This window comes from Nostoc sp. (assembly GCF_036917515.1).
In the GTDB taxonomy this organism is placed as follows: domain Bacteria; phylum Cyanobacteriota; class Cyanobacteriia; order Cyanobacteriales; family Nostocaceae; genus Nostoc.
The window spans coordinates 1-23,907 of sequence record NZ_JBALDE010000098.1 but is presented as its reverse complement, the minus strand read 5'-3'; the positions used below and the strand labels follow the sequence as shown (position 1 = coordinate 23,907).

24 protein-coding genes are annotated in these 23,907 nt (G+C 41.7%); 15 read left to right on the top strand and 9 right to left on the bottom strand.

The window, feature by feature from the left end; genetic code table 11:
* Positions 1 to 127: 127 nt before the first annotated feature.
* Positions 128 to 811, bottom strand: a complete 684-nt coding sequence (locus V7K89_RS11435) for a pentapeptide repeat-containing protein (protein WP_335187173.1) — start codon at positions 809 to 811, stop codon at positions 128 to 130.
* A 145-nt stretch (positions 812 to 956) separates the two neighbouring features.
* On the bottom strand, positions 957 to 1,451 hold the full coding sequence (locus tag V7K89_RS11430; RefSeq protein ID WP_292873686.1) for a hypothetical protein: 495 nt from the start codon (positions 1,449 to 1,451) through the stop codon (positions 957 to 959).
* Positions 1,452 to 2,425: 974 nt separating this feature from the next.
* Between V7K89_RS11430 and aroF the strand changes: the two genes are divergently transcribed.
* Both aroF and V7K89_RS11420 read left to right on the top strand, forming a co-directional pair.
* On the top strand, positions 2,426 to 3,295 hold the full coding sequence (gene aroF / locus V7K89_RS11425) for a 3-deoxy-7-phosphoheptulonate synthase (RefSeq protein ID WP_335187171.1): 870 nt from the start codon (positions 2,426 to 2,428) through the stop codon (positions 3,293 to 3,295).
* 311 nt (positions 3,296 to 3,606) lie between these two features.
* Positions 3,607 to 3,963, top strand: a complete 357-nt coding sequence (locus V7K89_RS11420; RefSeq protein ID WP_335187169.1) for a hypothetical protein — start codon at positions 3,607 to 3,609, stop codon at positions 3,961 to 3,963.
* A gap of 171 nt (positions 3,964 to 4,134) precedes the next feature.
* Here V7K89_RS11420 and V7K89_RS11415 read toward each other — a convergent pair whose 3' ends face one another.
* The 3 genes from V7K89_RS11415 to V7K89_RS11405 all read right to left on the bottom strand — a co-directional run bounded on the left by V7K89_RS11415 (position 4,135) and on the right by V7K89_RS11405 (position 5,490).
* Positions 4,135 to 4,743, bottom strand: a complete 609-nt coding sequence (locus tag V7K89_RS11415; RefSeq protein ID WP_335187167.1) for a sterol desaturase family protein — start codon at positions 4,741 to 4,743, stop codon at positions 4,135 to 4,137.
* Complete coding sequence (locus tag V7K89_RS11410) at positions 4,727 to 4,963, bottom strand: hypothetical protein (protein ID WP_335187166.1); 237 nt, start codon at positions 4,961 to 4,963, stop codon at positions 4,727 to 4,729. The genes V7K89_RS11415 and V7K89_RS11410 overlap by 17 nt, the downstream gene beginning before the upstream one ends.
* 380 nt (positions 4,964 to 5,343) lie before the next feature.
* Positions 5,344 to 5,490 carry a hypothetical protein gene (locus V7K89_RS11405; protein ID WP_335187164.1) on the bottom strand — a complete coding sequence of 49 codons (147 nt, stop codon included), beginning with the start codon at positions 5,488 to 5,490 and terminating at the stop codon, positions 5,344 to 5,346.
* 389 nt (positions 5,491 to 5,879) lie between these two features.
* Between V7K89_RS11405 and V7K89_RS11400 the strand changes: the two genes are divergently transcribed.
* Positions 5,880 to 6,284 carry an NIL domain-containing protein gene (locus V7K89_RS11400; RefSeq protein ID WP_094347724.1) on the top strand — a complete coding sequence of 135 codons (405 nt, stop codon included), beginning with the start codon at positions 5,880 to 5,882 and terminating at the stop codon, positions 6,282 to 6,284.
* Between the two features lie 75 nt (positions 6,285 to 6,359).
* On the opposite strand, the gene V7K89_RS11395 is transcribed toward V7K89_RS11400, so the two are convergent.
* A complete protein-coding gene (locus V7K89_RS11395; protein ID WP_335187162.1) occupies positions 6,360 to 7,427 on the bottom strand; it encodes a DUF3616 domain-containing protein in 1,068 nt (355 codons plus the stop codon).
* Positions 7,428 to 7,845: 418 nt separating this feature from the next.
* Here V7K89_RS11395 and V7K89_RS11390 point away from each other — a divergent pair, with 418 nt between their 5' ends.
* The 8 genes from V7K89_RS11390 (at position 7,846) to V7K89_RS11355 (ending at position 18,242) form a co-directional block, all read left to right on the top strand.
* Positions 7,846 to 8,829, top strand: a complete 984-nt coding sequence (locus V7K89_RS11390) for a CHAD domain-containing protein (RefSeq protein ID WP_335187160.1) — start codon at positions 7,846 to 7,848, stop codon at positions 8,827 to 8,829.
* A gap of 614 nt (positions 8,830 to 9,443) precedes the next feature.
* A complete protein-coding gene (locus V7K89_RS11385) occupies positions 9,444 to 9,590 on the top strand; it encodes a hypothetical protein (protein WP_335187159.1) in 147 nt (48 codons plus the stop codon).
* Between the two features lie 646 nt (positions 9,591 to 10,236).
* Positions 10,237 to 11,601: an LLM class flavin-dependent oxidoreductase gene (locus V7K89_RS11380; RefSeq protein WP_335187157.1), complete on the top strand. Its 1,365-nt coding sequence runs from the start codon at positions 10,237 to 10,239 to the stop codon at positions 11,599 to 11,601.
* A gap of 234 nt (positions 11,602 to 11,835) precedes the next feature.
* Positions 11,836 to 13,374, top strand: a complete 1,539-nt coding sequence (locus tag V7K89_RS11375; protein ID WP_335187155.1) for an amidohydrolase family protein — start codon at positions 11,836 to 11,838, stop codon at positions 13,372 to 13,374.
* Positions 13,375 to 13,497: 123 nt separating this feature from the next.
* Positions 13,498 to 14,166 carry a dienelactone hydrolase family protein gene (locus V7K89_RS11370; protein WP_335187153.1) on the top strand — a complete coding sequence of 223 codons (669 nt, stop codon included), beginning with the start codon at positions 13,498 to 13,500 and terminating at the stop codon, positions 14,164 to 14,166.
* Between the two features lie 174 nt (positions 14,167 to 14,340).
* A complete protein-coding gene (locus V7K89_RS11365; protein WP_335187151.1) occupies positions 14,341 to 14,961 on the top strand; it encodes a GDSL-type esterase/lipase family protein in 621 nt (206 codons plus the stop codon).
* 290 nt (positions 14,962 to 15,251) lie between these two features.
* Complete coding sequence (locus V7K89_RS11360) at positions 15,252 to 16,250, top strand: aldo/keto reductase (RefSeq protein ID WP_335187149.1); 999 nt, start codon at positions 15,252 to 15,254, stop codon at positions 16,248 to 16,250.
* 111 nt (positions 16,251 to 16,361) lie between these two features.
* Positions 16,362 to 18,242 (top strand): ABC transporter ATP-binding protein, encoded by a 1,881-nt coding sequence (locus tag V7K89_RS11355; protein ID WP_335187147.1) that lies wholly within the window; start codon positions 16,362 to 16,364, stop codon positions 18,240 to 18,242.
* Positions 18,243 to 18,851: 609 nt separating this feature from the next.
* Here V7K89_RS11355 and V7K89_RS11350 read toward each other — a convergent pair.
* The 3 genes from V7K89_RS11350 to V7K89_RS11340 form a co-directional block, all read right to left on the bottom strand.
* Positions 18,852 to 20,198 carry a glutamate-cysteine ligase family protein gene (locus V7K89_RS11350; protein ID WP_335187145.1) on the bottom strand — a complete coding sequence of 449 codons (1,347 nt, stop codon included), beginning with the start codon at positions 20,196 to 20,198 and terminating at the stop codon, positions 18,852 to 18,854.
* Positions 20,199 to 20,458: 260 nt separating this feature from the next.
* A complete protein-coding gene (locus V7K89_RS11345; RefSeq protein WP_335187143.1) occupies positions 20,459 to 20,602 on the bottom strand; it encodes an HAD family hydrolase in 144 nt (47 codons plus the stop codon).
* A 17-nt stretch (positions 20,603 to 20,619) separates the two neighbouring features.
* Positions 20,620 to 21,357, bottom strand: coding sequence for a gamma-glutamyl-gamma-aminobutyrate hydrolase family protein (locus V7K89_RS11340; RefSeq protein ID WP_335187141.1), 738 nt, complete (start codon positions 21,355 to 21,357; stop codon positions 20,620 to 20,622).
* A gap of 958 nt (positions 21,358 to 22,315) precedes the next feature.
* On the opposite strand from V7K89_RS11340, the gene V7K89_RS11335 reads away from it, so the two are divergent.
* The 4 genes from V7K89_RS11335 to V7K89_RS11320 all read left to right on the top strand — a co-directional run bounded on the left by V7K89_RS11335 (position 22,316) and on the right by V7K89_RS11320 (position 23,744).
* A complete protein-coding gene (locus V7K89_RS11335; protein ID WP_335187139.1) occupies positions 22,316 to 22,696 on the top strand; it encodes a hypothetical protein in 381 nt (126 codons plus the stop codon).
* 101 nt (positions 22,697 to 22,797) lie between these two features.
* The gene (locus V7K89_RS11330; RefSeq protein WP_335187137.1) at positions 22,798 to 23,004 is read left to right on the top strand and encodes a lycopene cyclase family protein; all 207 of its coding nucleotides are present in this window, start codon (positions 22,798 to 22,800) and stop codon (positions 23,002 to 23,004) included.
* Entirely contained in the window at positions 22,956 to 23,162 is a 207-nt protein-coding gene (locus tag V7K89_RS11325) for a GMC family oxidoreductase N-terminal domain-containing protein (RefSeq protein ID WP_335187135.1), read from the top strand. Before V7K89_RS11330 ends, V7K89_RS11325 begins: the two co-directional genes overlap by 49 nt.
* 438 nt (positions 23,163 to 23,600) lie before the next feature.
* A complete protein-coding gene (locus V7K89_RS11320; RefSeq protein WP_335187133.1) occupies positions 23,601 to 23,744 on the top strand; it encodes a hypothetical protein in 144 nt (47 codons plus the stop codon).
* Positions 23,745 to 23,907: the final 163 nt, after the last annotated feature.

Sequence of the window (23,907 nt, the reverse complement as noted above, 5' to 3'; positions counted from 1 at the left end):
ACCGGATACTTAAAAACCTGAAGATAAAAGCTCAAGCTTTTGGCTTAGAGCTCATCCCTATTTCCAACGCTACGGAATGTGTTTCTTAGGAGTAATTTATGCACTCTCTATCACAGCGTAACCTCACTTATTGATAAATTGAACCATCAGGCATAATTGCCCCTGCTAAGTTAGTCCCAACTAATTTAACCAGAAGACGCTCACCAGAGCGAATCCGCGCTCCTGTCAAATCGGCTCCTCGCAAGTCGGCCCCACTGAGATCCGCTCCAATCAAATTAGCCGCGCGTAAATTCGCCTCCCTGAGATCGGCTAAAAGTAGGTTTGCCCGAAATAAATTTGCATCAGATAAATTTGCACCTCTGAGGTTGACTTTGTGCATAAAAGTATCACTGAGATTAGCACCACTCAAATTGGCATAACTCAGATTTCTGCCAGATAAGTCTTTATTGCTCAAATTTGCGCGACTGTAGTCTTTGCCGCTTAAATCTGGGTTTTGTTTTGGTGGTTTCTGGGTTGGTTGAGATGGTTTTTCCTGTTGAGGTGACGGTGAGTGATGTGTGGTTTGATATGTAGTTTGATATGTAGTTTGATATGTAGTTTGAGGTTTGGTTTTTAGAGAGCGCAATTTTTCACGAGCTTCATTTATAGCTTTCAGCTTATCTTGTGCTTTCTGCTGTAAACGGAGATTGTCTTTGGGAATGCGATCGGGATGCCAAACAAAGACTAAATCTTTGTAAGCCTGGTTCACTTCTTCAAGTGTTGCTCCAGGCTCTAATTCCAAAACTCTATAGTACCGCTCCAGATCGCTCATACGATATTTTGGTGGACAATCAACTTAATTATGAGTGATGGAGTCATTCATCCGCTGCATTATTTGTTATGAATTATTGGGCATGAGGCATGGGGCATTGGGTATTGGTATTAATTATTCTCCTCTGCTCCTCTGCTCCTCTGCCTCATCTTCCCATTTCTCCATTTCTCCATCGAGCGATCGCTCTAAAATATGCTGCAATTGGAATCTGATAGACTTCAATATAAATCCAAACAATGATTGATAAATGTGATAAGAAGGTTAATATTGTCCAAATATATGGCATCCAGGTAATGGGTTCTTTCAGATTAGCAGGAAAATAGTAAGCTACTATGCCAATTAGAGTAGTAGGAAAAATTATAAAAATTGCTGCTGCTAGTCCATAACCCCAACCTAATTCCACACCTTCCAACTGGCCTTCTGTCCAACTAAACCCATTCCAACGCCAAGTTAAAGGTGGTTGCCTAGAAGGCATCTTGATTTGCTGTTGTTCTAAGTTGACTGTAAAAATCTCTTGGCAAAAGTCACAAGCCATAGCTTCCATCAATGGCATGTGAGAAATCTTACCTATTCGACAGACTGGGCAGGGATAAGCTCCATAATAGTCGAAAGATTGGGTTAAGATTTTGGAACTGGGCATAATCAGACTGATGATCCTAAAAAATTGATCTGGTCAATGAGGACTTGTGGGTAATAATGTATGGCGGTTATCAATTCTCTGCAATCAGCTTTCGTAAGATGAAATCATAAGTCAGGAGAATTATATATTTTAACTTTTCAACTGGTTGCGGCGAGGAGTCCCCCGCTATACCTTTATGTTAGCGGTGGGAGGAACGCCGCTCCTTTCCTTGGGGACTGGAGACTGGGGACTAGGAAAATATTCCAAAATATGTTTGGGGTCAAAGCCCCTTCCATAATTTTTTTGCTGATTACCTAATCCCCAATCCCCAGTCCCTTTTACTCCTGGCTTTTTCTTCTGAGGTTATATAACTATCGTAATGTCTAATGACAAGCCGCTTTTTTCGCTACGCAAATAAGCAACTAGTACAATCAGAACAGGGTGTTATTTTGAATTGTGCAAAGCGCTATTAGTCTTAATCCCCAGAGTTGTACTGAGTCTATCGCTTTTTTATAGTTTGTGCAGGTCTTGACAAAGCCCACTCTTTTTGCTATTGTTACTTTCATATAGGTATATTTATTCAGTTTTCCAGTAAAAACCCCGCAAATGCTTAACACAAATTCCTACTTTTATTTTTGGTTTAGGGTGGTTCACCGGGAGTGAATTAAGTTTCCTAATGGAAACCGCCCGGTGAACCGCAGAGCAAACTCTGCGGTTTTTGTTTTTTAAGGAGAATTTCATTGTCATGACTTATTTCAGTAGCTGGTTTTATGGCTTTTACTTTTGCCCCAGAATAAATTCCGGGTAAATAGCGTCATGCCAATGAATCAGAACGCGTCCGGAACTGTTAAAGGTTTCGGGCTTTTTTGTTGTTATCAAAGATTAGGGACTGGGGACTGGGGATTGGAAAATAACTCTTATGCTAATACCCAATTCCCAATGCCCAATTCCCAATTCCCAATGCCCAATACTTAATTTCTCTGGAGAATATAATCATGATTAATGCCAAACTTGCTGCACAATCCCATTTAAACCATCAGACAATCGTTAAAATCTCGAAAGAAGTAGCTTTCGGTGGTAAAGAACTGGTAATTATCGGCGGGCCCTGCACTGTTGAAAGCTTAGAACAAATGGAGATAGTCGCCCAAAAGTTATCTACTGCATCAGTACAAGGGTTGCGTGGCGGTGTCTACAAACCCCGCACATCTCCTTACGCTTTCCAGGGTATGGGAGAGTCAGGGTTAGAGATTTTAGCCAAGGTGCGATCGCATTACAATATGCCAGTTGTGACGGAGGTGATGTCAATTTCCCAAATTGAAGTAGTTGCCGCCCACGCTGATATGCTTCAAGTTGGTAGCCGTAATATGCAAAACTTTGATTTGCTCAAAGCTTTGGGACAAGCTGGTAAACCAATACTGCTCAAACGCGGTTTAGCAGCAACTATAGAAGAATTTGTCATGGCTGCTGAATATATTCTCAGCCACGGGAATCCTGATGTAGTGTTGTGCGAAAGAGGTATACGCAGTTTCGATGATTACACCCGTAACGTCCTAGATTTAGGGGCGGTGGCAGCACTCAAGCAAATAACTCACTTGCCTGTAATTGTAGATCCTTCTCATGCCGTTGGGAAACGGGAGTTAGTAGCACCTGTAGCTAGAGCTGCGATCGCTTGCGGTGCAGATGGATTAATTATTGAATGTCACCCAGAACCAGAAAAATCTGTTTCTGATGCCCGTCAAGCACTTTCTTTAGAAGATATGGTGCATTTAGTTAATAGTTTAAAGCCTGTAGCAACAGCTGTTGGGCGTACTATATCAGATGTCGGGGCGGGTTTATCACCTGCCCCGATTTTTTGGGCTGCTTAAATTTCACAGAAGGCGATCGCTTAAATGTCTGAGTCAAAATACTTCTTTTGGTTTCAGGACAAACAGTGATCGCTTTCGTAAAATCAAGTTATTATTTCAGCTATTCCATTTGTTCTCAAACGTATTTTTGCAACACAATCTTCTATATATAAATCTAAATTATCGTTTTAAAAAATAAGACTATTTGATTTTATTCCATAAGTCGTTTTATCTTGAAATCAGTAGATATTTTAACTTTTACTAAATTGTCTAAAGAAGTTTTAGTATACCGATCTTTCAACTTTAAGAACCTAAAGAAGGACAATAACTAAATGCTAGAGCAGCAGATTGATTGCCCCATCAAACCTAAGACAAGTGCAATGATTATGAAACTTTTTCAAATCACTCTAGTGGTATTAGTACTTTTGATTAACTTAGCAGTTGCTTTCCCCTCTTGGGCAGAAAGGACGCCTTCTTTAACTAGCAATTCTAAGAACTTTCAAGTTGGGCAAAAAGTCATTTGGCTTTACAAGCCCCGTACAGATTCTAGCGATGTCCAAAGAATTCCTGCCGAAATAGTCAAGTTAAGTTCCAAGCAAGTGCAAATCAAGGTTTACAAACATAACAACGAATTTGTCAATCGTTGGGTGAATCCAAACAAGCTTGAGAATTCGACAAAAATTAAATAGTCAGTACTCTAGAATTTCGTTAGTTTAATCGGTACTGGTAGGATGTTCTCACTTGTTCTATAAAACAGTGTTACTTTTTTAGCATAGATTAACCTTGTTGAATATTTGAGAAACTCATACGGATTAATCCCACGCTCCTAAAAGTAAGACGTAGGACTTCTACTAATAGAGTTAAAACTCCCTTGTGTGGGTTTCGTTTTCATAATTAGGATCTTCAGTACCAAGCAGTTTGTCCCAGAACGTAAAATACAAACCGTAGTGTACTTTATACTTGCGATGATGTATGGAATGATGCATAGAACCAATAAGCCACCTTCCAATCCAGTAACTTTTAGATGAGGAGGGAAATAGCTCAAATCCGAGATGGGTAAATGCTGCCCATACTGTCATAGTTATAAGTGCGGTAACTAAGGTGACGAAGTGCAGCGGAACTATAAAGCTTACACCTACAAAGAAAAGTGCTTGTATGATCGCTTCTGGTAAGTCGAAGGCAGAGGAACTCCAGGGTGTTGGCTCGCCTGAACGGTGGTGTCCATAATGCATCCATCTAAAAATTAGAGGCTGGTGAAACATCCGATGGATAAAATAAAAGTAAGTATCCTGAAGAATTAGCACTGCAATAAAGCTAACTATTAAATACCACAGTCCGTATTTCCAGATGTCAGCGTATAACAGCGTTGCTCCCAAATTATACTCTGAGATCAGAAATGCTCCAGAAATAGCAAAAACTACTGTGGAGATTACTGATAATTCAATATCCTTTTTAATGGAACAATTCATCAACGGTTTCAAACGCAAACTCTTGTTGGCGAGAGACTTCCCCAGAACTAAATAAAAGAGCAAGTATGCTCCACCAGCAATCAGAAAGTATCGGGCAAGAGTGATACCAAAGAAGAAAAAGCAATAATACCAAAATGAGTGGTTCGTCAATTAGACCCATCCGTAATATTAATTCGGTGAAATGAAAATGCTGATTATGTCCAATTGTTTTGGTCTTCATTACCAAAAATAAGCAAATTACGATTTAATTTGTTAATCGACAAAATCCACTGCTTATTTTACAACATCAAGTAGTTTAGCAAATATATATTAAGTTTTATTAATAAAAATTAAACTAATTTTAGTGTATATATAAATAAAAGTTATTACTATTCCTAAAAAAAAGTTCTTGGTCAACTTAAATTGTGGTAAATAGCTAATTTTGCAACGAAGTTACAATTTATTTAAGCCGTTCGTTTATATTATGTATTTCAACAACAATTGAATTGATTTTTACCTATTGTGTTCTTTAACAATTTCCAAGATTTCCCAGAACTGACGCGGATTTTCAAGAGCGATCGCCTTTAGTCCCCAAGGACTAAGTAAAGTTTGTAAAAATGCCTAAATTTGCGGCTCGTCATCCACAACCAATATTTTAGTTTCTGTATATGGGTCATTTTGCAGCAATTGCGTGACTGTTTCTAAAATCTGTGGGGTTGGTGATGGAGATATTGTTGCTGCTTCGTTTGTGTCAATTTCCTGACGCAATAACTTTACTCAACTTTCGAGGTTGCTAATCTCACATTGACTCAGTGTTTGACCAGAACTCAGTAAAAGTTCGATATTGCGTGCCAATTTTGATCCAAGAGGCAAGCCAAAAGTACTTAAAGATACCCCCAAGGTATACGGATCTTTGCCTACAAGCGATCGCAAATCTGTATTTAAACTGGTACAGCTAGCTGTACGCCTCTACAGCCGATTTATGTATTGCAAATACAGCCGATTTATGTATTGCAAAGATTTTTGGAAATAATGCTATGTATGTTGAGGTAGGAGCAGTGTCCTTCTCTTGCCTTGCTCGTTCGTGCAACTTACCGTAGGAAAAAACTGATAAAACTCTCAATACGCTACAACAGAAAAAACCCTCTGCTAAATCTGTGAAAAAACGAGTAACACTCACCTTCCCGAAACGCGCCGTGCAAATGCCAGTCACTTACGTACTGGCCAAAGAGTTCAACGTCGCCGCTAATATTATCCGCGCCCAAGTTGCCCCAAATCAAATTGGCAAACTGGTAGTGGAATTATCAGGAGACATCGATCAATTAGATGCGGCAATCGAGTGGATGCGATCACGTAATGTTAATGTTTCTTCTACATTAGGCGAAATTGCGATCGACGAGGATGTGTGTGTCCACTGTGGTTTGTGTACAGGGGTTTGTCCTACCGAAGCCCTCACCCTCCAACCAGAGACATACAAGTTGACATTCACGCGATCGCGCTGTATTGTCTGCGAACAGTGTATCCCCACCTGTCCCGTACAAGCAATCTCTACTAACATTTAAGATTAGCGCATACACCATAGAGGATTGCCCATCCAACTTTCTTAGCAATCCAAAATCTAAAATCTAAAATTGAATTTAGCCCAACTTAAACACATCCGCGATTACACCACTATCACCCACCAGCCTACTTTTTGCTGGAGAGTCATAAACTACCAATAGCGAAGGTATACCAGCTACATCCTGAAACAGCGTCATTCCCTCAGCGTGTTCTTCTCGATTTCCATAAGGAATATCTTGCACAAAATCGGGATTGCTGAAGACATTTTCTTGCAAATTCACACCATTTACCCAGCGATAAACTTGCACGGGACCATCTAAATCCATCGTTGGCCCGGCTAAAATCAACAAATCTTTATCATCTACATACAAATCTCGAATTCCCAAACCATTCAACCAGATAAAATGCTTTTTATATAACTCGTTCAATTCCCCAATTTGCTTTAGTTTCATCAGTCCAGGGGTAGAATCTTCTAACTCTATTTCCAGCACCACAGCCCAACCCCGCAATACAGGGCCCCGCAAACCCAGAAAGACACGGTTTTGATAAATGCCTATTCCTTCAATATCAAAGCCATTATCCTTTCCGGGAATTCCTGCTTGAATAAACAAGCCTAAATGGGCATCATCTGCTAAAGCTGTCATCAGCAAATTACCCTGATTCGTCACTTCTAGTTTAGCGGCATTCAATTGCACATCTGGCTTTTCGGGGTGTGGGCAAGATGAGAATAACTTACCGTCTATCAGAGGAATTCGTCCTAAAATGTAACGGTTAGGTTCTGATTCAATTTTTGCTAGCCTTTTAAAGTTTTTAGCATCTGTATTTTCAGGTTTGGGTTTTTTGCGTTTGTAGCTGTGAGAACCAACAAACCATAAATACTTATCAGCGTAAGCCAGTCCTTCTATATCAATTTCTTCCTCTTCTGGCGCAGGTAAATTGATAAATTCTGCTACTCTAAATTGTTGATGTTCTGTAAAGTTATCAGTATCAACCAAAGACAAACGCTCAATAGTTGAGGTTTCATCTGACCCCAACCATAAATACTTCTGATGTGTTAGTAGTACTGCTGATAAGTCTTCTCTATGTTCTTGAAAATAATCTAAAAAAGTCAATAAAACTTGATTTAAAAAATGTAAATTTTGCATTTTAAAACAAAAATATTAATAGCTACATAAATTTTAGCTGCACATATTATAATAAAAAATCACATTTCTGTAAAATATTTATCTCAAAACTATAACTGATATCAAACTAACGAGGTGAATCTACTATTTAAACCTTTGATAAATGTTGTATGTACAGCAAATTTAAAGTTGATGAAGTACACAATCTAAATTTCAAAGTCAGGTACAAAGCCTGTTTTTCTTCTGAATTCTGAAGCCTTGGCGGAGCTTTCCTTGCTCCGCTGCTGAATTATACTGTGTATAGCAGAGGATGCAACTATCAATCGTCACAAGTATACCTGACAATCATCAAGCAATAAAAAATATCAAAAGTAGATGTAAATTATTAAATAATATTGTTAGTATGCAATAACTTTATGAGGTAATCATTCAGACCATTATGAAATTAGATACACAACCTACAGTAAAAACTCTCGGTGACTACGCCTACCAAGCAATTGAAAAACACTTTAAGAAAACCTTGAAGTGGGAAAAATCAGTGAAGAAAGATGAAGATCCAGAAGCGCTACACCAAATGCGGGTGGGAATGCGCCGCCTACGCACAGCGGTAACTCGGTTTGGGCTAGCGGTGGATGTATCGAAACCAGTCAGCGATAAAAATATTGGTAAAATCGCCCGTCGTCTTGGTAATCTGCGAGATTTAGACGTACTCAAAGAAAGTTTGGAAAACAATTACAAACCAAACTTACCCCGTAAAGAGCAGGAATCTCTACAAACAGTTTTTACAGCTTTGGCGAAACAACGTGAAGATGTAGAATCGAGTGTGCAGAAAATATTAAATGATGAATCTTACAAGTCTTTAAAAGATGCATTGAATAAGTGGTTGGAGAAACCTACTTATCAACCTTTGGCATCTATTGCCATTCAGCAAGTGCTACCAGACTTACTTTTACCAGAAGTGAGTAACTTCTTACTGCATCCGGGTTGGCTAGTTGGTACTGAAATTATAGAATCAGAAGTTAAGATTCAGAGAAACTGGAAACCAAAAAAGATAGAAAAACAATTGACAACAGAAGGTGAAAATCTTCATAGTTTGCGAAAAGAAGCTAAACGTATACGCTATCAAATGGAATTATTTACTGACTTATATGGCGAATCTTACGAAGCTTATATTACAGAAGTGAAAAATATCCAAGAAATTTTGGGTGCAATGCAAGATAGTGCCGTTTTAACTGATTGGCTTGCAGATATATACAAGTCAGAAATTCAGACTGAGTTGCCCACCCTTGCTAATTTGTTAACTGAAAATCGTTACCAGTCGTGGCAGCAGTGGCAACCTTTGCAAGAACGGTATCTGAAAACTGAAACCAGACATAGTTTTCATTTAACAATATTGCACCCGCTTTCAGGAGTAATCAGTTAAAAGTTTCTCTTTATTGAAAAAGTATTAGACTAACGAACAGACAATTGAATAGGAGCTTCTAGAGAATTTGTACAATATGGGTCTTTTCGGCGGAACCCAAACCTGAAATTAGTCTAATAGTGCTTTCTAGCATTGCTCGCCAAACAGAGCCATTTTTGATGGCTCTGTTACTAGTTCGTATATAGTTAATGTTAGCGCCGGGAATCATCTGACTCCATGCATTGGTCAATCAATAATCTTCAGGCTGATTCCATCAATGCCTGCCCAACAGGAAATTCACAACATGATGACTCGACCGCTCATTGCTAACATACAGCAGTTTTCTTTTGCATGAAGTATAAAGTTACGGGTTTTGAGGCAAGAGGTAGAAACTGTTTTTATCTAATGTTGAGTCTTGCATTTTGTACCTCAATTAAAAAGCAAATTGCTGTAGTCATGATGAGCTAGTTCAATTACCACCCCCGTTGTAGCGTTTATCTGCGGATAAATAAAGACGGGTTGAAGCCCGTCTAAATAGCTTGAAAGTGCAAATACACCTTGTATAGTATTGAAAATAACACAATTAATTTTCTTAGAGTTGCCAATTTGCCAGTACATACAAACACTTCCATCTTTTGGGTGAAGCAACCTATCCGAAAAAGGGTAAAGCTACTAAAAAACTATTGAACTGGAAAGTACTCCGGGCGTTGCTAGTAATTTGCTGGCGTCAAGGTGTACGTCGTCAGACGTGCTGGCATGAAAGAGAATCTTGGAACCAGTGAACAATTGCCAGAGTGAAAACCCTCAGTTTCTAGTTGTGGGGAGAGTTCAAGCGAATATAAAGTATTGCCTAACAAGCTTTGGGCATCATACATAACTATATACTCCGCAAAAAAATAATTTGTAATACTTAATATTCGAAAAACTAATAATTAGTATTTCATGAGATTGTGATTGCCAGCACATCTTTTTTTGTAGCGATCGTGTAAGCTCATATCTGCTGGGTAAAATTACTAGATAAATTTATGGTAATTCGAGCACCAAGCAGCAGAATCCTAATTTTGCTGTGCTATTAACCTTGCTTGCCAATCGGTTATTTGATTTTTGAGCAATTATTAAGTAACTAAACGGTAAGCTTGGTTGCTAGAGAGCATTCCATGATTACATTCGCTACTGACGTAGCTATATTACGAATGGCACAAACAAAAGTGCTAACCGTTGAGATTACTGCTTTTGGGGTGTAGGGAATTAAGAAGAGTAAGTTCTGTTTCACACTCTTAAATGCAATGTCTCTTAGCACTACACCCAACACCCTACACCCTGACAAAGGCGAGGTTTCACTTTTTCTTCGTGCCATTCAGCTATATACAAATCAGCGATACCAACCATAGAGCTACTGCTAAGGCAATTTTAAGAAAAGAAAAAAGCATGAGTACAACAGGCAAAATTCGTTTAGGTGCATTCATTCAAGCTACCGGACACCATGTTTCTGCTTGGCGACACCCTGATTCACAAGCAGATGCTGGACTGAATTTCGAGCATTACAAAGAAATTACCCAAACTGCTGAACGCGGCTTATTCGATGCAGTTTTTTTAGCAGACAGTCCAGGAGTCTGGGGTGGCGCTCCAGAAACTCAGCATCGCAATGGTAAAATTGCCCATTTTGAGCCTGTCACCCTCTTCTCAGCCTTATCCTCTGTAACCCAAAACATCGGCTTCATTTCCACTGCTTCGACCACTTATGAAGAACCTTACACCTTGGCACGTAAGTTTGCTTCCCTAGACTACTTGAGTAAGGGCCGGGCCGGGTGGAATGTAGTCACTACAGGCAATGAGAATGCTGCACGTAATTTCGGCCTTGAGCTTCACCCGGAACACAGCCAGCGTTATGAACGAGCTGAAGAGTTTGTGGAAGTGGTGAAAGGTCTATGGGATAGCTGGGAAGACGATGCTTTCATCCGTGACAAAGAGTCTGGTATTTATTTCGATCCAGATAAACTGCATACACTCAACCACAAAGGCAAATATTTCTCTGTAAAAGGTCCTTTAAACGTTGGTCGTCCGCCCCAAGGCTACCCGGTGATTGTTCAAGCTGGAGCCTCCGAATCGGGACGGGACTTAGCCGCACGCACTGCCGAGGCGATTTTCACCGCCAATCAAACCTTAGCTGATGCTCAGGAATTTTATGCTGATATCAAAGGTAGGCTAGCACAATATGGGCGATCGCCAGACGATCTCAAAATTATGCCTGGCGCTTTCCCAATCATTGGCCGTACCGAATCAGAAGCTCAAGAAAAGTATGAATTTCTGCAATCGTTAATCCATCCCGATGTCGCCTGGGGTATTTTAAAGAACTATTACAAAGGTGTGGATTTGTCGAAATACTCTTTAGATGATGTCGCTCCTGAATTACCCAGCGACACCAACACTAATAAAAGTCGTCTCAAACTAGTCAAAGATTTGGCTACTCGTGGCACTCTCACGCTGCGCCAATTGTATCTTTCTCTTGCTACTGCACGAGGACATCGCACCATACTCGGTACTCCCGAAACCATTGCCGACCAGTTAGAAGAATGGTTCAACAACGGTGCAGCAGATGGCTTTAATATCATGCCACCAATCCTTCCCACAGGATTAGATGACTTCGTTAACCTAGTCGTTCCCGTCCTTCAAAAACGCGGACTGTTCCGTACTGAATACGAAGGCAGTACTTTGCGTGAAAACCTGGGATTGCGTCGTCCGGCCAATCGTTTTGCCGTTAAACAACTAGATGAAAGATTGGTGTTGGCGTAAATGACTTTTCATATCTGCACTGTGCTTATAGTGCTGTAGCGTAAATGAATTTTTCACGGATGCTTAAGTCATATTTTTTAAATTGCACCTTCTGTAGATCGCCGCCGTACAGAATTTGAAAATTGCGGAGAGACGCGATAAATCGCCGTCTCTACGGGAAATGTATTTGTTAATAGCAGCATTAGATGCTAGGAAAAACCTGTAATTTTTTGTGCCGTAGGCAAGGAAAAAAACATGACTGAATATAGCCGATTAAAGACCTCACGCTCCGCCGCAATCAGAGCAACCCTTGATTATCCAGTAATCGATACCGACGTTCACACCAATGATTTCACCCCAGTTTTTGAGGATTACATCGCTAAATACGGTGGCGTGAAACTCGTAGATGAGTTACGTAAAACGGAAGCTTCCCGTCTTAACTCCAAGAGCAACGGTAAAGACTGGTATCAACAAACCCCTGAAGAACGTCAATATAATCGGACAATCCGATCGCCTTGGTGGGCTAGAGTTACTAAAAACACATTGGATCTTGCTACTTACACCCTCCCCGGACTCCTCTATGAGCGTCAGGCAGAGCAAGGATCGGACTACTCGGTGCTGTTTCCGAACAATGTTTTAGCACCGGCTGGAGCTAGTCCAGAGAATCGTCAAGCATTGCAACGTGCGGTCAATCACTATCATGCTGACATTTACCGGAAATATAGCGATCGCTTGACACCGGTAGCTGGCATTCCCTTGACCAATCCCCAAGAAGGCATTGAAGAGCTAGAGTTTGCTGTGAAAACACTGGGTTTAAAAGTCATTAATATCACTGGTGGTGTGAAACGGCCGATCAAAGCGATCGCTGATAAATATCCAGCTGATAAATTCCCCGAAATCGCCAAGTATGCTTCTTATATCGACTTCTACGGATTAGATAGTGAATACGACTACGATCCCTTCTGGGCCAAAGTTGTAGAACTGGGAGTACCCGTCACCACCCATTACGGCAGTCAAGGCTGGACTGGTCGTTCCTCCATCAGTAATTACATGAACAACCATATCGGCCACTTCGCCGATGGTTCAGAAGCATTTGCGAAGGCGCTGTTCTTCGGTGGTGTTACCAAGCGTTTTCCGCAGTTGCGTGTAGCAATGCTGGAAGGTGGTGCAGATTGGGGTGCCCGCGTCTACATTCATTTGGTAGATCGGTTCTCCAAGCGCAATGTCAAGGCACTGCAAAACTACAATCCAGCATTGACAAATGCCGATGAGTTGTTTGAAATATTTGAGCGCTACGGTGCAGAAATTACTCAAGGACATTCCCTCGATAAAGATGAATTGACCAAGACTGTATTGGGAGCTTCATTTAGTCGTTTTAGCCGTGCGCCGATTGGTAGCGAATTGGATGATTTTGCCGCAGCAGGCATTGAAACCATTGAAGACATCCGCGATCGCTGGGTGAACAGTTTCTTCTTTGGTTCCGAGTCCGACGATCGCACGATCGCTACGGCATTCAATGACAAAGCCAATCCCTTGGGAGTTAAGATCAACGCTATCTATTCCTCAGATGTTGGTCACTGGGATGTGCCAGACTTGACTTCCCCCTTGGCTGAAAGCTGGGATCTCGTGCAAGAAGGCGTCCTGACCGAAGCCGACTTTAAATCCTATGTTTTCGCTAATCCCTACAAATTTTACACCCAAGCTAACCCCGAATTTTTCAAAGGTACAGCGATCGAATCGAAAGTAGGTAATACCGAATTTAAACAAGTGGACAAGAGCCTAGTGGTGGCATAAAAGGCGAGATGAGGAAGTAGGGGGACATGAGGGAGCAGGGAAGAAATTGCAGTAAGTTTTTCCCCTCTGCTCCTTTCTCCCTGCGCCTCTTCCAATCCCCAAATCAAATTAGGAGTCATAATAATGCCTGTCGAACAACGCTCTCATGACATCAACAATGGTTCCTTGCCCTATCTTTTCTCGCCTGTTTCTGACAATGCCAACAAACCTGCACCCTTAGTACTTTTTCTACACGGAGGACGCGATCGCGGGACGGATTTGAATGTGCTACTGAAATGGGGTCTACCTCGTTTCGTGGATTTAACCGACTCATTACCTTATGTCTTTGCTGCACCCCAAATTCCGGCTGAACAGATTTGGGCAGATCGAGCAGATGATGTGCTTACTTTGCTTGATGAACTGATCGTTTCTCAGCCTGTCGATCCAGCGCGGGTGATATTGGCTGGGTTCAGCTTAGGCTCGGCAGGTATTTGGCATCTCGCTGCTTTACATCCTGATCGCTTCGCTGGTCTAGTACCTGTGTCTGGACGTGTACCCAAAACATTAGCAGAAAGTGAACTAGCTGCACTTAAAGACATTCCCGTTCAGATATTCCAAGGTGGACAGGACAAAAATCTGCCGATTGAGGATACAGAGAATTTTGTTGAGCGCTTACGCAAAGTCGGGGGGAAAGTCGATTTGACAGTGCTGCCGGAAGGCGATCATTTTATTGCAGATGAAGTATACGGCGATCCGAAGTTACAACAGTGGTTAATTTCCCAGAACCGTCGTGAAATTTCTGTAGTCGCTTGAGGTGAAATGTTCAAAAACTAACTTGTAATATTCTCTGCGGTAGGCAGCCTTCGACTTAGCGCTCATGCCGAAGTCCTGCCTAACATAACAATATATTAATATCTTCTAGAATCATGAACATAATGCTTCTTCTCAAGTCAAAACCGAACTTTTTCGCCAAAATTCAGTTGACTTATGTCAGATTTTCGCAAAGAAATCAGAATTTGTTTTATTGGTGAATCCTTTGTCAATGGCACAGGCGATCCAGAGTTTCTGGGTTGGACAGGTAGAGTGTGCCGCAGTGCTGAGTTAAGAGGATACACGATCACCCATTACAATTTGGGGGTGCGGGCAGAGACGAGTCGGTATCTCAAACAACGTTGGTATTCGGAAGTCTCCTATCGTCTCCCAAGAGAATCTGATGGTCGAGTAGTGTTTTCTTTTGGAGCAAACGATTCAGGATGGGCGGGTAAACAACAAGGAATCGAACTTTCAGAGTCGATCGCAAATGCTCGCAGCATCTTAAACCAAGCAAAGCAACTCTATCCGATCTTGATGGTTAGTCCGCCACCCTGTGGTGATGTCGAGCAAGAAAAAAGAAATCAAATTCTCGCAAATCTCTCAGAGGAATTCGCATTGGTTTGCGATCAGCTAGATGTTCCGTATCTTGATGTGTTTTCTAGTTTAGTGAAGTCACCCATCTGGCTAGCACAAGCAAAAGCCAATGACGGCGCTCACCCAAAAGCTGATGGTTATGCAGAATTTGCCGCGATCGTCCAAAACTGGGAAGCTTGGTTAAATTGGTTCACACCTTAAAAATACCGAAATCGGGCTAATCATGGGTTAGTTAATATGTTCTATAGGGAATAGCACTAAGAAAAGCTATTTGTTGGGGTGAGGCAGGAGTTATGAAATCTTTGTGCTGCAAGACATAATGGTTTTTATTTTCTTTTCCTTGTGCCTCCTGTTTTATCTTCGTGCCATTCGTCCTATAGGTTTTTAGTTCTGCGTTAGCGAACGCGAGTGCGTCTCGTAGAGAAGCGGGGCGGAACGCACGTCGCATTTTATTTAAAAATTTCCACACTTTCTCAACTAACAACATTTCTATGACCTTAGCAACTACCAATCTCGGTAAAACTGGATTGACCGTTTCGCGCCTCTGTCTCGGCACCATGACCTTTGGATTGCAAACCGACGAAGAAACTTCCAAGCACATCCTCGACACTGCTGCTGATGGCGGAATTAACTTTTTGGATACAGCCGACGTTTATCCCCTTGGCGGCGGGCTTGCTACTGCTGGACGCACCGAAGAAATCGTTGGGCGCTGGCTGAAAGGCAAACGCGAACATTTTATCTTAGCTACCAAGTGCGTTGGTCAAGTTGGCCCTGCACCTTGGGATCGGGGAGCTTCCCGGAAACATATTTTGGATGCGATCGATGCTTCTCTACGGCGGTTAGGAACCGATTATATCGACCTGTATCAGTTGCACTCCGACGATGCCTCCACCCCCCTCGATGAAACTCTGGAAGCATTGGATACAGTGGTTCGTGCTGGCAAGGCGCGCTACATCGGGGTTTCCAACTTCTTAGCTTACCGACTCGCCCGCGCCTTGGGTCGTGCTGAAACGCGCAATTTCACTAAATTCGTCTCAATTCAGCCCCGCTACAACCTGTTATTCCGCGAAATTGAGCGAGAACTGTTGCCTCTGGCGAAAGAAGAGGGACTGGGTGTAATTTCCTACAATCCCTTGGCGGGCGGTTTGCTCACCGGCAAACACATTCTTGCTCAAGGCCCCACTTCAGGTACGCGTTTTACGCTAGGTGCTGCCGCAGAACGTTATCAAGATCGTTACTGGCACGATCGCAAATTTAATACTGTCGAAGCTTTACGCACAGTAGCGGATCTCGCTGGATATTCCCTCACCACCTTGGCGGTAGCTTGGGTTTTATCTAATCCCATTATCACTGCCCCCATTATTGGCGCTAGCCGTCCAGAACAACTTGCTGACAACCTCAAAGCACTAGAACTAAAACTTGACGACAATTTGAAACAAAAGTTAGACGACATAACCGCCGAATATCGAAGAGGAGATTCCCTGCGTTAGTTTCTATTTATAAAAAATGATTTTCATAATTACGAATTACGTTAGCGCAGCACTAGCAATGTAGGAGCGTCATTACGAATTGGTATTAGACGTTTGCAAACCGGAACTTTCATGACAAAAAAGACCAGACAATCCAAATCCTTTCAACGTGCTGGTGATGCACCAGATTTGCCATCAACTCCATTCAGGTTCATTTGCTATTTCGTTAACCAGTTTCGCTGGTGGTATGTGCTAGCAGTTATCTTGGAGATTATACACGCAACCTGTGGCATCATGTTGCCTTATGCTATTGGCGAGATAATTCGGGGCGTAACGCGATCAACGGGCGACAGCAAGCCCATTTTTGATGCCATGAAGCAACCCCTAATGTTATTCATCGGCTTGAGTGTGGGTGAAGTGATATTCGGGCGATCAGCTGGACTCTTACAGACGATTCTCCATCCAATCCACCGACAACACATTGTGCGATCGCTATACGCCTACTTACAGCACCATTCGCATCGCTATCTAAGCAGTAGTTTTTCTGGGGCATTGGCACATCGAATTGGCGAAACTTCTCTGGGTGTTACCCAGACGATGCAAATGATGATTACTGAATTTATGCCAGTAATTGTTGTGTATACCGTCGCCACAACGATACTGTATCGCGCCTATCCCCCGCTAGCTGCACTCGTGGGGATATGGGCAGTTCTCTTCATCTGTATTTCGTTCTGGCTGGCAACTCGCTGCCGAATTTACTCCCGGAAAGCCGCAGCCGCCAGAAGTGAGACAACTGGTATCATCGTAGACGCGGTAACAAATCTCACCAGTAGCCGACTATTTGCTCGCTTGGGTTTTGAACGACGTTATTTGAATGAGCAATTAGGGCGCGAAATCAAACAGGTAAGAAAATCCAATTGGTATTCGGAGCGAATTCGCTGGTTTCAGTTCATCTCAGCAGCTATTCTGAAAATCAGCACTCTGTATTACTCACTCTCTCTCTGGAGTCAAGGAAAGATCGCTACTGCTGATTTCGTCGTCGCAACCAGCCTGTCACTGTTGATCATTAGTGAAGCCCGGAATTTGAGCCGCCGTTTTCTAGAATTTTTTGAACATGTCGGTAATGTCGCCAATGGTGTCTTTATCATCGTTCAACCGCACGAGTTGGTCGATCGCGATCGCGCGATCGCCCACTCAATTACCCAAGGTAAGATTGAGTTTCGGCGGGTGAATTTCAACTATACAGAAGAGAAGAAAGTTTTCACCAACCTTTCTGTTTCCATCCAACCGGGACAGCGTGTTGGACTAGTGGGCTTCTCTGGTTCTGGAAAATCGACCTTTGTCAATCTGATTCTGCGTTTGTTCGACCCCCAATCTGGAGAGATTACTATTGATGGGATTGATATTCGAGACATGACTCAGGATGCTCTACACGCTCAAATCAGTTTGATCCCCCAAGATCCGTCTCTGTTCCATCGCACTTTGCTAGAAAATATTCGTTACGGACGCTTGGATGCAACTAATGAGGAAGTAATAGAGGCTTCACGAAAAGCTCATGCTCACGATTTCATCGTCCAAAGTCAAGATGGTTACAATTCTCTGGTCGGCGAACGTGGTGTCAAGTTATCTGGAGGGCAGAGACAACGGATTGCGATCGCGCGGGTAATCCTCAAAGATGCGCCGATTCTGATTTTAGATGAAGCCACCTCTAGCCTTGATTCAATCACCGAAAAAGCAATCCAGGATACCCTCGATTTAGCAATGAATGGGAAAACGGTGATTGTGGTAGCTCATCGATTATCTACCATCGTTCATCTAGACCGGATTCTGGTGTTCGATAAAGGTCGCATTATCGAAGATGGTTCCCACGCCAAGCTGCTGGCACTCGGCGGCGCTTACTACAGATTATGGAAAATGCAAGCAGGTGGATTTCTCCCAGAAAATCTTGATGAGGAACGCATACGCGAGGTTCGTACTGGCACAGATAACGTCGAAGAGGGAATGATCGCTTGACATTTGCCGCTACTAGAGGTTTATTTGCAAATTCAATTCAAGAATTGTCCGGGAAAGAGTCCACAAAACTCAAGTAATGTAATTGAAGTAGGTATGTTACGCTACGCGTAACGTACCAGAGTCTTCAGATGGTACGTTATGCCTTTGGCTAAGGCATTCTACGTATTATGACTTTTGGGATTCACTATACATCAAAGCATCGATAGTTAATTCTTGCCCCATCCAAAGCGTTAGTTTTGTGGCTGTTTTCTCTGTTCCATTTTCGATTAGTAGTTTTTCACACCGAGGTTAACTCTTTAAGTTCTTCTTGAGTCTCTTGAATTTCTAGTTGATATACCCCTGACATTGGATATCTTTCATCTCATTAAATCTTATTATCTCATCTGTAGCCTGATTTTAGAGAATTGATATAAGATATAATTTTTCTTTCCTAAAGTAACAAAAGAGGGATTACTACACCACTACCAGCCAATCGCACACCACAGAAGTACACCCGCCTCCAAAGTTAACCCAAACCTGCCACTGGTTCAGATATGCATTCCAGTAAGGCTCACCATCAGCTACCCCAACAGAAAAGCTAAATCTGTGCAGACTAGATTTTATATTCGATTAATGCTGGTGTAGTAACAATAGTTCATCAGTATCCAAGGCTGCTAGCGGATTTTCTATGTCTATCAATGAAACCTGTGCTTCTAGCTTGTCACAACAAGAGCGCACTAAACGCAAGCCGGTATCTAATGAAAGTTGAGCAGTTGTTGGGGTAAACTCTTGCAAGATGCTGGCTTCTATTGTCTGATACTGATCAAGGTGCCTGCTGAGTTTTGCCAAAAAATTTGCTCCTTCCCCACCTAGTGCACTTGCAAACTGCAAAATGGAATTGACGTAAGCCCTAACTTTGGGGTTTTTAATTCCCTCTGTAGCTGAGGTATAGAGCAATTCACCATTAAGATATTCAAAATTTGGTACATAAAGGTGGTCGCCTACTAATTCAAATATCTGCATTCCTTTAGCTGGTCTAACTGTTAAATTCTCTTGTCTAACTCGCTTGGCTGCATTCTCCAGCAGTGTAATTACAGCTAAAATTACTGATGGATAGTTACTATCTATACACCTTACTTCCACAGTGCCGAGTTTGTTGAGTCTAACTGGATTCCAAGCTGACTTGAGTAAGCTCCCTCCTGCTTCTAATAATAGGTTCGGTTCAATTGAGGCTTTTTCCATCGCTTGCAGCCAAGCATAATAACGAGCGAACTGCTGCTCAACTAAACCCTCGACACTTTCGGCATAAGGCATGAGTCCACCGACAGGTTGTAAGTTAGTATAAACTCCTTCCCAACCAAAGGTTTCGCTACCTCGATAACGAATTGTATGTGCGGCTAGCCCTAACGCCTGTCCTTCATAAAAGGGACACGCCCGCGTCAGAGAAATAAGTGCGGAGTCGCAAGCTGTAGCTAAATTATAGATATTTAATAGTTCTTCTCGCTGTGCCGATGTTGAGTTGTAAGATACTGCAACACGAGGGTCAATTACCCCAGGCGGGACTTCCAAATGCAGGTGTGTACCTGTACATTTTCCGGCGTGCAAAAATTTTGGCTTGCCGACAGTCCGCGCTTGGATATGGTAATTAGGGTGATCTCGCATAACTGGCGTAGTATGCAAAGGATAGCTAGATAGAGGGTAAAGGCGTAAACCCATCTGTTGCGCTACAGAGAGGGCAAATTTGAGATTTTTGAGATAAACTTTCCCTAGTTCTTTGGCAGTGTCGGCAGGGGGTGTGTTAATTTCTACCATGCTTTTCACGAATTCTGCCACAAAGTAATTTGGGTTTAAACCTTGTGCTTGAGCTTTTAATTGACAACTCTTTAAAAACTCATCGGCGCGATCGCTTAAACTACCAGCTTCATCTACCAGAAAAAATTCTTGCTCAAGACCGATACGACGCTTGACTATTGCCATCTAGACCTCCACAAGAGTAATCCCGCCACAGCCTCAATATATGTAGCTTAAAGGATAAAGTTACCGTAAGACAAAAACCTATTTGAGTCAATTGACTTGGAGAATCGTAGTATTACTGCCCCTGGTGTCCGTGACAAAACAGTTCACATCTTGGCAGCACCAATTGTCTCGCCAACCAGTACGGCGTAGTTTGGCGCCATAGGCATCGCTAATCTGAGGAAATGAGTTTTTCGATTAGTTCTATAACACCATCGCCCCGACTACCATATAGTCACAAAATCCACGTGCTGTTTTAGCATTGGCAAAGCATTGGCAACTGCTACTGAATAACCACAAATACTCACGAAATCATGGTCATTTTCTGCATCACCAATCCCAACTGCATTTTTAAGTGATAAATGCATATATTCCAAATCTTTTCTTAGTAGCATTCGTGTCTTATATGTGCAGCCTGAACGAGAGCTAGAAAAAGTCTTTGATGACTAGGATCGAGAATTGAAAGCTCAGGATGCCATTGCACACCAATTGCCCAAGGATGATGTTCATGCTCCACAGCTTCAATAACTCCATCATCTGAAGCATGAGCAACAACCCGCCAACCAGGCGGTACTTTATCTACTGCTTGATGATGCCAAGAAACTACAGATATGTGAGAATTCTGTAAACAGTCAGCTAAAAGGCTTTCTAAATCTATTCTGACGAGATGTTTTACAGGTAAACGTCGTCCAGGTTCAGGCTCTAGACGATGTAATACAGATGTACCGTAAACATCTGGAATGTGAGGAATTAAAGTACCCCCACAGGCGACGATGAGAATTTGTAAACCACGACAAATACCCAACATCGGCAGATGACGTTCAAGAGCAAACTTACCAAGCTGCAATTCAAAAGCATCACGCTCATGATCGACAGAATAAATAGTAGGATGAGCAAAACCGTTGTAGCAAGCAGGGTCAATATCTCCACCACCAGAGATGATTAAACCATCCAAAAAATCTATAAGTATAGCAGGCTCAATTTCTCCTGGTGGTAATAATATGGGAATGCCACCTGCGGCACGGACTGCATCTATATATTCACTTGGCAGAGAAAATGGTAATGCTGCTTGCCGACCGTAAGTTGTAATCCCAATCAATGGTTTTCGAGATTTTTTACTCATCTTGATGCTATTTCACTATTTCGTCTAGCAGTTTTGTTGCAAGTTCTGCTTTAGTTAGTGTTGTTTAACGCGCTCTAAGCATAGACTAGTACCGCTGCGCAAAAGTCAAAAGAATTCTAATTTCGACTTTTGTACCATTCACAATCAGGGAAAAGCTGACAACACCAGCTTTTTGACTTTTGACTTTTGCCTTGCAGTACTAGTACCATTAATAATTCCTCAAACAATTTTTCTCAGTCTATCGTTAAACTTGTTATCTGGCTGGTCAACTATAGCAGGGAACAGATAATGGGCTTGAAAGTCCCTTTGTGACTGGGCGATGGCTAAATACTTCTACCACCATCAGAATTTTGCCAGCAAGTGTTTTTTGTTGATTTCTATTGTTGTCAGTGATCCGGGGGGTATGGCTTGGGCTATAGCTTGGTTGTCAACCTTCTGAAGCTTGGTGGATTGGTGGGTGATGATTGCGTTTACCTAAGGTCAAGTAATTAGTGATGATGAAATAGAAATAGAAGCGGTAGATGTTCCCGCATGGGTAAATTTCACCACTATTGCACGGGAACATGGAGATAGCATTATCATTTTTAATGTCTGGAATAAAGCTACAGGTCAATTATTAGCAACGGAAATGATTAATCTGGTGAATAACGATAAGAAATCTCGCACTAGCCAAAGCTTTACGGAAGATGGGAAATTGAAAGGCTTAATGTTAATAGTTGAGAAACGGATTGATAGTTGAAAAAAAGAAGTTGTGCCGTTGAGCTTTTCGGACTGGTTGTATCTCTTGTGTATGATGTGAAGTAACCCAATGAGGTCTTACAGCTATAAAAACTAATTTTTGTACTTGATTGAATTCATATTCCTAAGCCACTCTTTTGAGTGACTTAGAATTTTACCCAAGAACTTCAATGTCCAGTAGAAAGGTAGAAAAATTACTGAATCAAATGGCGAGATGATTATGAAATTATCAGATTTATCAGCACAGACTCTAGAAAAAATTAAGTTAGTGAGATGGGATAGAATTATTGAAAAACATGAAGGACCAGAAGATTGGGACTCAGTTTTTAGATATGAGGAGCCAGAATTTATCGAAATTGAAGGATGTGCAGTACTATTGCCTGTGGATAAATCACATCATCCTAATATCAGTATAATACGTTGTATCTGGAGTGCGGATAATAATTCTGTGACATTATTCTTATCTGACACTACTTATGACGACGATCTGTTTTTTTCAGGATTTATGGCAGTATGCGATCGCCCCAAAGATGAAGAATTTTTCTTAGCAATCCTTTACCATGAATGGTTCATTATTGAAAGAGCTACTGTTTTTGAATAATTAATGTCAAGAATTAGTAATTTTTGAAAAAATAACTAAAACTAAAGAAATATCTTATTTTCAGAATTGGTCAAACAAAGTCAGACAATTATTTTTTGACTATGATAAAGTTCAATTCTAAGTATGACTACATTGTTATTGGTACGGGTTCGGCAGGCTGCGTTGTCGCCAATCGAATGTCACAAAACAGTGATATAAGCGTGTTACTCCTTGAAGCAGGTAAAGAGGATACGAAACCGAAGATTCATATTCCAGTCCAATGTGTCAATCTACAAGGCTCCAAGGTGGAGTGGGGCTATTTGTCCTAACCAGAACCGTACTGTACTTGAATGATCGCAAAATGTTTTGTCCCTGTGGCAAAGTTTTGGGCGGTAGTAGTTCAATTAATCTGATGATTTATATCTGGGACAATTCTCACGATTATGACCACTGGCACTCGCTAGGGAATCCCGGCTGGTCGTATTAGGATGTCTTGCCCTTGACAAAATTCTCTAAAATAGCACCAGAACATGGTTATGGTGCGAGATTTGCTCTTATATCTTTGGTTGATTTATTAGCTTTACTTATGTTGTGAGTCCAACTGAGCTATTTAACACTGGTATTTAAAAGCATAGTTTTTAGAGAAAAATCCACTTAGACAAGTATTTATTACAGAGCGATCGCAGAACTTTTCGGTCTACTGAATTTATTTGAGTATTTTGGTAGTTTTTAATCACTCGACAGTTGATTGAGTATTCCCTGTATCTCTGGGCTATCGTGCCATATCTAGGGCACTTTATTCTCTTGAATAAACTTCAGATCCATGCCTGGATAATCGGCAAGCGCTTCAATATAAACCTCTTGTTGGCGATTTAATGCTGCTCGGTGAACTTGAGATTTTTGCTTACACCACAGCTGATCGCAAATGATGTTATCTGGATCATGCTCACGACCACCATCAAATGCTTCCTTCTCGCCTTTATATATCCTTCAATTTCAGCATCAATATCCAGTACGCGCTCAAGTAATCGGCTATCATGCTGAATTAGTAGTCAAGAGTGATGAATAGAGGTATACGATTTGCTCAAAACAACTTATTTTCATAGCGTTAAGGTTAGCATCAGTTTCTTGGCGTATAATTTTCCCGTTTTTGGTGCGACACGATGGCGCACGAAGGGCTGGAAGCCCCTATATATAAAGCTTCCAAAAGATGAGCGAGGAACCGATTCCTC